The sequence below is a fragment of the Photorhabdus noenieputensis genome (genome assembly GCF_018448935.1).
In the GTDB taxonomy this organism is placed as follows: Bacteria; Pseudomonadota; Gammaproteobacteria; order Enterobacterales; family Enterobacteriaceae; genus Photorhabdus; species Photorhabdus noenieputensis.
The window spans coordinates 1-12,831 of record NZ_RCWC01000042.1; the positions used below are offsets into that span (position 1 = coordinate 1).

The 12,831-nt window shown below is 33.4% G+C and carries 3 protein-coding genes and 1 pseudogene; all 4 read left to right on the forward strand.

Translation table 11 applies throughout. From position 1 onward, the window contains the following. Nucleotides 1-158, forward strand: a pseudogene (locus tag EAE91_RS20830) (IS5/IS1182 family transposase); the annotation flags it as partial. Nucleotides 159-358: 200 nt separating this feature from the next. Continuing rightward, nucleotides 359-6,814, forward strand: a complete 6,456-nt coding sequence (locus EAE91_RS20835; protein ID WP_214090164.1) for a non-ribosomal peptide synthetase — start codon at nt 359-361, stop codon at nt 6,812-6,814. A gap of 15 nt (nt 6,815-6,829) precedes the next feature. After that, the gene (locus tag EAE91_RS20840; protein ID WP_214090165.1) at nt 6,830-11,461 is read left to right on the forward strand and encodes a type I polyketide synthase; all 4,632 of its coding nucleotides are present in this window, start codon (nt 6,830-6,832) and stop codon (nt 11,459-11,461) included. Beyond that, a complete protein-coding gene (locus EAE91_RS20845; protein ID WP_214090166.1) occupies nt 11,454-12,776 on the forward strand; it encodes a serine hydroxymethyltransferase in 1,323 nt (440 codons plus the stop codon). The genes EAE91_RS20840 and EAE91_RS20845 overlap by 8 nt, the downstream gene beginning before the upstream one ends. Nucleotides 12,777-12,831: the final 55 nt, after the last annotated feature.

Genomic DNA, 12,831 nt, shown 5'->3' on the forward strand with positions numbered 1-12,831 from the left:
AACAGGCTTATTGTGACCGTAATGTTGTCGAACGCTGTTTTGGTTTTTTGAAAGGTAATAGACGTATTGCAACACGCTATGAAAAAACAGCACGAAACTATCTGTCGATGGTGAAATTAGGCTGTATCCGACTCTTTTGCCGGAGATTATATAATTAAGGGACACTACCTAGTAGTAAATAAGTATCAAGGCGTTATCTGTCATTCCGCAGCTATATCTGTAATATACTGATTTAAAATCGTTTGTATAAAATTTATGCATTTGTTAATTCTTAATTAAAACAACAAATTATGAATGCGGTGCGGAATGTCGGGTTATAACTTGGAACATCTAATATTAATGTTTAAGGATACCTCCGATGCCAATGTTATTATCAAATACCCAAGAACGATTTTTTTTTGAATGGAAACTAACTCCCAATAGCCCTGCATTTAATACTCCTTTAGTATTCAAAATACAAGGTAATATAAATGTTAGTGCATTAAATTCAGCTTTGGCTTCAGTAGTGAAAAGACACAACACATTGAGAACAGTTTTTATAGAAGTCAATGATAAAGTTTTTCAAAAGATTCTGGATGATTTAGTTCCGGAAATGGAATTGGTGGATTTAACAGACATTCCTTCATATAAACAAAACGAAGTTAAAATAGACACCATAAATAAAATTATTAGTAAACCATTTGATTTAACAAAAGCACCCTTATTTAAATTTTGCCTAATTAAACTCTCATCAGAAAAATTTTATTTAGTTTTTAACTTGCATCATATTATTACCGATGGATATTCTGCAAACTTTATTCTACAAGATTTATCTTTCCATTATAATCAATTCATTATAAAAAATAGTGTCATTTTGCCAAATATAAATATCTCAATTAATGATTACCTAGATTATGAAGAGAATCTTATTAATAAATCTGAAGGATTTAAAGAAGGAATCAAATTTTGGCTTTCTGAATTAAAAGGGACTGAATTACTTATCAATCTACATGATAAAATTGCCGAAGAAACAACATATGATTTCAATGGAAAAAGATATTATTTTGATATTTCAGACGAATTAACCCATAGAATAAAAATTATTTCTAAAAAAGTAGGAGTAACTACTTTTATTTTATTAACTGGTCTTTTTAGCATATTAATTCGTTACTATACCGGGCAAGATAACATAACGTTAGGTTATACAAAATCAAATAGAAATAAAATGTTTAGCAATCTATTTGCCTGTCTTTTAAACCAATTGCCAATGCGTATAAAACTCAATGGTGATCTAACTTTTTCACAATTACTTGAACGTATAAAAAAGAACCGTAAGAATGCTCGTCAATATGAGAATGTTCCTACTAATATAATTCTAAGGTCGCTTAGAAAACAAGAAAATGCCTCCATACTCAGATTATATAATGTATCTATTTTAAGGACAAATTTTGTAACTTCAGGCCTTAATTTCACCAATGCCTGTTCTGAGTCTATTCTTATTGATACAAAAACCTCCAAGGACGATCTTACTTTCATCTATGACGAAGGTGATTCTCTTCAGTTTGCATTTGAGTATAAAACCGCTCTATTTAGCGACGAATATATTATTGAGATGGCACATAATTTCACTACTTTGCTCGAAAATATGCTCAAAAATCCAGATAGTAAAATCAGAAACATGCAAATTCTCGAAGATCAGAGATTAAAAGAAAAAATTCAAATAAATATAGAGCCTAGGATAGATAGATTACCTAACTTAACAATTTATGATCTATTTAATAAGCAAGTGTCGTTGGTACCAAATCATGTTGCGATAGAAACAAGCCATATAAAATTAACCTATGCAGAGTTGAATCAAGAAATAAATTCCCTAACAAATTTCTTAAAAGAAAAATTGATAAAATCCAATATAAATAAAAAGTTAATTGGATTATGCTTTGATCGTAATTATTACATGGTTGTTTCCATATTAACAGTATTAAGATTGGGTATAGGATATTTACCCCTTGATCCAGGATATCCAGAAGAAAGATTAAAATATATCAGCCAAGATGCTGATTTAGAATTGATTCTCACAAATACAAACGTGTTTAATAATAATAATTCGCTAAAATCAATTAACTGTGACTTAATTTGTGTGGATTCAATAGAATCCCAAGTAAAAAATGCAGTGATTAATTATCCAATATCACCGGATAATTTAGCATATGTCATTTATACATCTGGTTCTACAGGGAAGCCAAAAGGTGTAAAAATCACCCAAACGAATATAATAAGCTTTGTTCTCAGTGCTATTATAGAATTTAATTTTCAAAAAGAAGATAGTTTCTTGGGTATAACTTCATGGAGCTTTGATATTTTTCTTTTAGAAATATTATTACCTTTATTGACCGGAGGGAAATACATACTTTATGACCAATCCGATAAAAATGACTTTAAAAAAATAAGTGAATTTATAAAGCAAAAGAAACCTACGTTCGTGCAAGCAACGCCCACCTTTTGGGAAAGCATTCTAACTTTTCTAACTGGTTACAAAAATAAAATAAAAATCTTATGCGGTGGGGAACCTCTTACCACAAGTGTGAAAAATGGTTTGCTTAACATCAGCCAAAATGTTTGGAATGTTTACGGCCCTACAGAAACTACGATCTGGTCTACTGTTTATAAACTATCAAACGATCAAGCAATTAAAATAGGTTATCCTTTTAATAATACTGAATTATACGTCCTCAATAAAGACCTTAACCTCCTACCCACTGGCGTTATAGGAGAGTTATATATTGGAGGGCTAGGCGTTGGTCAAGGTTATCTCAATCAGGGGATTTTAACGAAGAAACATTTTCTACAAAATCCTTTTTCAAACTATAGCAATAAACTCTCATCAATAATATATAAAACCGGTGATTTAGTTAAATCAGGAAAAAATGGAGTGCTAGAGTATATAAGTCGCTGTGATTCTCAAGTAAAAGTCCGGGGGCATAGAATAGAGTTAGGTGAGATAGAAAAAGCGATTGAGCTTGAAGAGAAAATTGCTAAAGCAATCGTTGTTGTGGTTGAAACTAATAATGGGAAACAACTATTTGCCTATTATATAACTAAAAATAAGAATATCGTAGATCCAACAATAATACGTCAGCAAGTACAGCTTCATCTTCCATATTATATGGTACCTACACACTTTATTGCCTTACAACAATTTCCTACATTACCAAGTGGAAAAATAGACAGAAAAAAAATATCAATATTGAAACCCCAAAGTGGAGTTGTTGAAAAATATGATGAAGAGAGTTTCACAGAAACTGAAAAGCAAGTAGCTAATATTTGGAAGAATATACTGGACATATCCAGCCTAACTCATGAACAAACTTTTTTCGAACTAGGCGGTGATTCTATAACGGCAACAAAAATTATTTATCGTATAGAAGACTGTTTAAAAATCACCCTATCAATTCGTTCTATTTTTGAACACTCTACAATAAAAAGCCTATCAGAATTTATTGATAATAACATAATTAAAAATACTCATGCTATAAGTATTAAGCCAACACCATCACATATTAAATTATTGTCATTAAAATCCCCACTCTCAGATGCCCAAAAAAGACTTTGGTTTCTATATAAGTTAAATAAGCAAAGCCCTGTTTATAATATCTCTGAGGCCTTTATGCTTAACGGAGAAGTTAACGTTATTGCTATCAAATATGCTTTAGAACAGCTGACTAAACGACATGAAACACTACAAGGAAGATTTATTGATACTGACGGAGTAACTATTCAGCAATATGATAAAGATCCCCATTTGAATTTCCAGGTTATAGACCTTTCTACTTCAGAGAACCTAAAGAGAGAGAGTATTTCAGATATAATTTCAAATGAAAGTAATAAATATTTCAAGTTGGAAGAAGAATCTCCATTTAGAGCTTTATTAATTAGTATCAAGAAAAAAAAACATATACTGGTTGTTTCTCTACACCATATCATTTCAGACGGATGGTCTATGGGAATTCTTTTAAAAGAATTTGCCATATTATATAAAAATTATGTAGTACAAGATTCTGGAATCCTACCGCCTTTGAAATATAAATTCAGCGATTATGTTGTTTGGCGAAATGAAAGATTAAACTCATCATATATAAAAGAAGGAATTAATTATTGGAAAAAACGCCTCGAAGGATCACCTGCACTTCTCTCATTACCAACAGATTATCCTAGACCCTCCATCTTCAGTCACCAGGGTAAAAGAGCAAGTTTATCCATATCCAAACAGCTAAGTGATAGATTAAATCTATTATGCAATGAACATAACGTGACGTTATTTATGCTATTATTAGCGGCTCTAAAAACCCTCCTGTTCCGGTATACTGGTCAAAAAGATATTGTTGTAGGAACACTTGTTGCCAATAGAAGTCACCCAGATTTTGAAGATATTGTTGGGTTCTTTGTTAACACGCTCGCTATTAGAACAGAGTTGGACGAGAAATTTACTTTCCATGAAACTCTAAACATTATTAAAAATAATACATTAAAAGATTTTTCAAACCAAGAAGTACCTTTTGAATCTATTATTGAAGCTATCAACCCGACACGTTCTTTAAGTTATACTCCTTTATTTCAGGTATTATTTGTTCTACAAAACACACTACCAAGAAACATAGATTTAAGTCCCCTAAAAATAGAATTAATTGATCCTCAATTGAATGTTGCAAAATATGATCTAACGCTTTCATTAAATCCGACAATACAAGGGTTACGAGGATACATTGAATATAGTACCGATCTTTTTACTGAAGAAAGCATCATTAATATTATTGATAATTATAAAAACTTATTGGAAAAACTTACTCAAAATATTGATAAAAAACTAAGTTCAATAGATTTTATTTGTTCTAAACAAAAAAGTAATATATTAACTGAATATAGCGGCAGCAATAAAAAATATAATCTTAAAAAAGATATTATTCAAAGATTTGAAGAGCAGGCTACCCAATACCCTAACAATACTGCAATTATTGACAATAAGGCACACACTTCAATTGATTATCAAACATTAGCCAAAGAAGTCGAAATATTAGCTAGATATTTACAGTCATTAGGAATAAAAAAGCAAGACAAGGTTGCAATTTGTCTTCAACGTTCTGAATCACAAATTAAAATTATATTAGCTGTATTAAAAATTGGTGCTATATGTGTTCCTATTGATAACGCCATGCCTAAAAATAGGATTTTATCAATCTTACATGATGTCACTCCTGCTATTCTTATTAGCGAACAGATTGGCGAAATTGAGAGTTATGACTATTCTAATATACAATGCTGTCAAGTGGCCGAGCTTCTTCACAGTGCATTTAATCTTAATATAAGTAACGGTTATATAGAAAGAAATAATAATTTTAATACAACTGATTTAGCCTATATTATTTATACTTCTGGATCGACCGGCGAACCTAAAGGTGTTGGCATAACTAGAGGATGTCTATCAAATTTAATTGATTATCATATTGCTGATTTGAAACAAGACACACCGATATCAACACTCTATTATTCACCTCTAACATTTGATGTCTCTTTTCAAGAGTTATTTAGCACCTTATCTTGTGGTGGTACATTGCATATCATTCATGAAGATCAGAGAAGTGATTTTAGATGGCTATCATCGTATATTGATAACAAAAAAATAGAGCGAATTTTCTTACCTTATGTAGCACTAAATATTTTATCTGAAACAGCAACAAGTATTAATATATTTCCTAAACAGCTAAAGCATGTCATTACAGCAGGTGAAAAATTAGTCGTCACACCAGCAATAAGGACTTTCTTTTCTAAATTACCAGGTGCAAACCTTCATAACCACTACGGTCCAGCAGAAACGCATGTTGTAACAGAATTTATCCTAACCGGACAGCCAGAAACATGGCCTGATTCTCCGCCAATTGGTCAGCCAATAAGAAATGCTGAGATATATATCTTAGACTCAAATCTTCAGCCATTACCTATAGGAGGAATCGGTGAAATTTTTATTGGAGGTATACCTGTTTCGCCTGGCTATATAAATAAAGTAGATGAAACCGTTGCTAGATTCCTTTTTAATCCGTATTCCAATGATGATTTTAATTTATACCGCACCGGTGATATGGGATATTGGAGATTTGACGGTAATATTCAATATATCGGTCGGCAGGATTATCAAATAAAGAACAGAGGATTTAGAATTGAATTAGGGGAAATAGAATCAGCATTAGATAAATCTAAGCATATAAAAAAAGCTGCGGTTATTAATAAGCCTTTAGGTCAGGAAAAAGTAAGAATTGTCGCTTTTTGTATAGTGAATGAAACTAATTTATCCAGTGAAAATTATATAGAAATTATATTTAACGACTTAAAAGAATCCTTACCAGATTATATGCTTCCGGCAAAAATATTTATAGTTAAAGAATTACCAATCACGGCCAATGGTAAGGTTAACAGAAAAAAACTACTAAGTGTCAAAGAAGAAAATGAAGTTAAAAAGGTTAATAACAAAAACCTTAATGAGTATGAAAGGAAAGTATTCCTTATCTGGCAAGAAGTATTAGGTCATGATAAATTCAGTATAACCGATAATTTTTTTGATGTTGGCGGTAACTCCCTAGCGATGGTTCGAGTACAAAATGCTTTATCTAAAGAATTTAATAAAGAAATTAACTTAATTGAAATGTTCAAATACACAACCGTATCTTCAATAAGTAAATATTTAAACACACCACACATAGAAACAAATAAAAACCAAAGCATTGCAAGTGAAAAATTAATATTACGTAAACAGTTTCTCCTGCGAAAGCAGAAGAATAAATCCTAATTGGAGCATGGCAACATGAATATTGAAAATGAATTAACGTGTGATGATATGCTTAATGATGTAGCTATTATAGGAATGGCAGGACGATTTCCGGAAGCTGACAATATCGATCAGTTCTGGTCTAATTTATGTGAAGGGAAAGAGTCTATAAAATTCTTTTCCGAAGACGAATTATTGGCACTCGGCGTTAAAAAACAAGTTATAAAGCAATCTAATTATGTACCTGCAAAAGGTAGTATTGAAAATTCTGAGTTTTTTGATGCAGAATTTTTTGGGTATACTCCTTATGAAGCCGAATTACTCGATCCTCAACACCGGTTATTTTTAGAAACGGCCTTTCATGCATTAGAAGATGCCGGATATGACACTCTAAGATACAACGGTAATATTGGCGTGTTTGCTGGTGCTGCAATGAACACTTACTTAATAGATCTGTATTCGAATCCAGGAGATATCGACCCGGTCGGCGGTCTACATCTAATGTTGTCAAACGATAAAGATTATTTACCTACTCGCGTATCATATAAACTCAATTTAACTGGACCAAGTGTTAATATTCAAACAGCTTGTTCGACCTCTTTAGTTGCTGTCCATATGGCATGTCAAAGTGTTCTAAGCGGAGAGTCTGATATAGCTCTCGCAGGTGGTGTTTCGATTTCTATCCCTTCACAAACCGGTTACCTCTATCAAGAAGGCGGTTTTTTCTCTCCTGATGGACATTGCCGAGCTTTTGATGAAAAAGCCCAAGGGACAACTGACGGTAATGGGTTAGGCATTGTAGTATTAAAAAGATTGGCTTCTGCAATTGAAGATAAAGATCATATCTATTGCATTATCAAAGGATCATGTATCAATAATGATGGCAGTGGTAAAATTGGATACACTGCACCAAGTGAAGAAGGACAATTTACAGCAATTAATACTGCATTGAACATATCTGGTGTCAACCCAGAAGACGTCACTTATATCGAAACGCATGGAACAGGAACAATATTAGGCGATCCAATTGAGTTATCTGCCTTAAAAAGAGCTTACGCAAGCAAGAATAGAATTTCTCCTTGTCTGATCGGTTCCGTAAAAACAAATATCGGTCATCTTGGCATCGCCGCTGGAATAGCCGGTTTAATTAAAACTTCTCTTTCCCTAAATAAAGGAATAATACCATCATCGCTTAACTTTGATAAACCAAATCCAAAATTAAGACTTGAAGAAAATATATTTTATGTCAATACAAAGCTAACATCATGGAATACCATCTGTGCTAGGGAAAAGTATGCCGGCATTAGTGCTTTTGGCATAGGTGGAACTAATGCACATATTGTTCTAAAGGAGTACCAAGACCATAATATAAACTCAACCAATAATAAAAAAAATCCACACCTAATTATTTTGTCTGCTAAACGTGCTACCGATCTGGCTGTAATGTGTCAAGAATTATGCCATTTTCTAGAAAAAGAGAACTCTCCTAACTTAGCAAATATTGCTTATACTTATCAAATTGGCCGGAGTCAATTTGACTCAAGAGTTTCATTAGTATGTCATAATAAAACCGAGGCCATTAAACGTTTGCAGGAACTTCTTCATTCAACATCTGCCACAAAGGAAATTAACAACGACAAAGTGGTTTTCATGTTTCCTGGTGGTGGCACACATTATCTAAGAATCGGACAAGAGCTGTTTGAAACTCTCCCCATATTTCAAAAAACATTTAAACAATGTTCAGATCTATTATTAACTCAACTAAAATTAGATTTATGTTCAGCACTATACTCAGGGGACCTCCCATCTGAAGAAATAGAAACGTTACTAGAAAAAACATCTATTTCATTGCCATTAATTTTTTCAATCGAATACTCTTTGGCCTGTCAATTAATGCACTGGGGGATTCAACCGCATTCTATGATAGGTCATAGCCTAGGAGAGTATGTAGCTGCATGTATTTCAGGTATTTTCTCACTTGAAGACGCAATTTATTTAGTTGCATGTCGTTCTCGCTTATTAGAAGAAATCTCAGGTGAAGGTGCTATGCTATGCATTATGTGTAGTGCCGAAAAAACATTAGAATACCTAGACGGAACCGAGCTATCTTTAGCTGTTATCAATAGTCCTAATCAAACTGTCGTGTCTGGCCGTCCTGAAGAAGTACAAAAGCTTGTAGCTCGTTTAGATAAAAATAGAATCGCATATTACAAAATTCCTATCCATACAGCTGGCCACTCTCATCTCGTTGAGCCTGTCCTTAAATCATTTGAAGAGGTTCTGCAAACAATAAAGTTTGGTTTACTAACTATTCCATACGTTTCCAATGTAACCGGTACATGGATAACACAAGAAGAAGCACAGAGTAAAAAATATTGGTTAGAGCATTTAAAAAATACTGTAAATTTCAGTGCCGGGATAAGTAAGCTACTAAAAGATGACTATCAAATATTTCTAGAAGTAGGGCCGGGTAGGGCTTTAACAACGCTTATCAAGGACCATAATCCTATCAGCCCGATATTAGCAATAAATTGTATGAAACGAGCTAAAAGTAATGATTCTGACTCATCAATTTTATTAAATGCAGTTGGAAAATTATGGGAGACTGGCGTTACTGTAGACTGGTCTAAGTTTAATGAAGAAAACAAATTTAGTCGGGTTAGCTTGCCTAAGTACCCATTTCAGAGAAAATATTTTTCAAGAGCAAGAAAGCCAGAGCTTCCGGCTCTACTAAATGATCAACTATCTTCATCAATTGCAATTGAAAAAAGTAAAAATATTGATAGGTGGTTGAATATTCCAATTTGGAAAGAAGCTATTTTATTGTCGCAAGAAAAAAAACCTGAATGTGTACTCGTTTTCCTTCATAAGGAAGATAGCATCTCTTGCCAGCTTTTAAGCAAGATTCAGCGCATAGCTGAAAATACTATTATTGTTTATTCCGGAGCTGAACCATACGAAAAAGCAGAAAATACTTTTTATATCAATCCTGGCGATCACTCACACTATGATAAACTCTTTTCAGAGCTTGATAAAGAAGGGAAGACTCCAGACGTCATAGTTAATTTATGGCTCATACCTAATTATACATTTAACGAAAAAGTTGATACCGTACTTATTGATTATTCTTTTTATAGCATATTATATATAGCGAAATGTTTGTCACAATACGCGATTGGTAAAGATATAGCGCTGTATTACTTCACCTGCCAGTTAGCTACTTTTAACATATATGATATCCCGAATGCTCTTAAGTCACTCATTCTTGGACCGAGCAAATCAATCTCTCAAGAATATCCCAACATTACCGTTCAATGCGTAGATATACCCACTGAATCAGAAGATCCTCAATATTATTTAGATGCTTTAATTAAAGAGGTTTTTTCTGAACCAGAAAACTCTAATTTTATTTACCGTCAAGGAAAACGTTGGAAACAAAATTATATAACTTTACCGACAACAGACGCTATAAAAAACACTTCTGCGTTGAAATATAAAGGAGTCTATTTTATCACCGGTGGCTTAGGGCGTGTAGGTTTAATCCTGGCTGAATATCTAGCTACTCATTTTAATGCCAAATTAGTCTTGTTAACGCATTCAGATTTTCCTCCCGAAGAGGAATGGGATCGTATTGTTTCGCAAGTAGAAAGTAATCCAAAAATTATAAATTGCATAAATAAACTTTCCCAATTCAAAAAATTAGGCTCAGAAATAATGGTAATAAAAGCAGATGTTGCCAGTAAAGAGCAAATGAGTGAAGCGATCAACCAAACCTTAGCAAAATTTGGAAAAATTAATGGTGTTATCCATGGCGCAGCTACGGTGGGGGAAAGAGCGGTTAGGTCTGTAACTGAATTAAATAGGAATGATCTTGAATTACAGTTAAATACAAAAATATATGGAACGTTGGCGCTTGCCAATGCTTTGGATAACGTTGAATTAGACTTTTGTATTTTAATGTCATCACTATCCGCAATTTTAGGGGGATTAGGGTATTCAGCATATGCCTCGGCCAATGCCTTCATGGACGCTTATAGCCATAATAAGGGTAGGCCGTGGGTTAGCATAAACTGGGATCTTTGGGATACAAATGATGGGAAGGTTTTTGGTAAAAGTTTATCAAAACTACCTATGTCTCCTTCTGAGGGGGCGGAAGTTTTTCATAGAATTACAGGTTTAGCTACCTTTTCTCAAATTGCGGTTTCAACCGGTAATTTGAATTCTCGTATCAACCAATGGGTAAATAGAGAAGGTCTGCAATTACATGATAAAATAGCTGGAAATGATGTTTCCTGTCTAACAACTTATCCTCAATATACATCACAATATGTTATCCCGGCCAATTCACTAGAAACTGTTATCGTCAATATATGGCAAGAATTATTTGGTATAGCCGAGATTGGTGTAGAAACAGATTTTTTTGAAATAGGTGGGCATTCCTTATTAGCTGTACGTCTAGTTTCCCGAGTTCGAGATGTACTTAAGATTGACTTTCCACTACGTGAATTATTTAAAGAGCCGACTGTTAGAGCAATGAGTGGAAAATTAGAAGCAATTGGTCATGAAAATGGTATTAATATTCATGAAATCTCAGATCTTTTAATTAGGATAAGTGGCCTATCCGAAGATGAAGTAAAAAAGGAAATATGGAAGGAATTAAATGATTAACTCTATATCACAACAACAATCATCTTGTTTATTGGAAAGCGAAGATCCTTTATTAAGTTCATTGATAAACAAAGAATCTAAGCGCCAAAAAAATGCTCTATCAATGGTAGCATCGGCAAGTGTTGCCCTACCAAGCGTTATTGCTTGTGAAAATACGACATTAATCAATGTTACAACAGAAGGTTATCCGAATTCACGTTATCATGGAGGTTGTAGGTTTGTTGACCAAATTGAAGAATTAGCTGTTGAAAGAGCAAAAAGCGCATTTAGCGCCAAATATGCAAATGTCCAACCTCATTCAGGTTCCTCCAGTAATGAAATTGTAATCTTTGGCTTGCTAAATCCAGGAGATCGCATTTTGGGGATGGATATTTGTAGCGGTGGTCACTTAACTCACGGTGCTCCGGTTTCTGCTATTGCTAAATATTTTGAAGTCTACTCTTATGGAGTTGATCCAAAAGGATATATTGACTATGAACAAATAGAAGATATAGCTTTACATTGCAAACCAAAACTTATTATTTGTGGTGCAAGCTCATATCCGAGGAAAATAGATTTTGCCAAATTCAGAAAGATAGCAGATAAGATCAACGCCTTTTTATTAGCTGATATTTCTCATATAGCCGGCCTTGTTGCTTCCGGGCTACACATGAGTCCAATAGACCATGCCCATATCACAACAACTAGTACATATAAGCAATTATACGGCCCTAGGGGAGGATTGATTTTATGTGGTAAAGATTATGATATCTGCGTAGAAAAAAACGTCACATTATCCCAAAAACTGCAAAAAGCAGTATTTCCGTTTTATCAAGGGACGCCGATCTTAAATGCTATTGCAGGAAAGGCAAGGGCTTTGGATTTTGTTAATAGTAAAGAATTCGCTTTGTTAATGAAAAACGTTATCTTGCATTCTAATACATTAGCCAATAATTTAATCGAATTAGGGTACAACGTTATTACTCAAGGCACGGATAATCATATGGTTTTAGTTAATCTGCTTGACAGAGGAATTACAGGATATTGCGCAGAAAAATCATTGGAAAAATGTAACATCATTGTTAATAGAAACCGTATTGCCGGAGATAATAAATCATCAATGATAGCAAGTGGGTTACGTTTTGGTACAAATTCCTTAGCTTTTAGAGGACTTGGTCAACCAGAATTAAAACAATGCACTGAAATTATTAATGAGATTCTAACCCACACAACCGTAATATCCGATACACAATTCCGATTGGATGAAAGTATAAAGAACAAAGCTGTTAACCAAGTAAAAGCTCTGTGCGATCAATTTCCACTATATCACGTATAGCATGTTGCTGATTTTAGTAATTAGAGTTAAATGATGTTTAGATCATAATATTTGG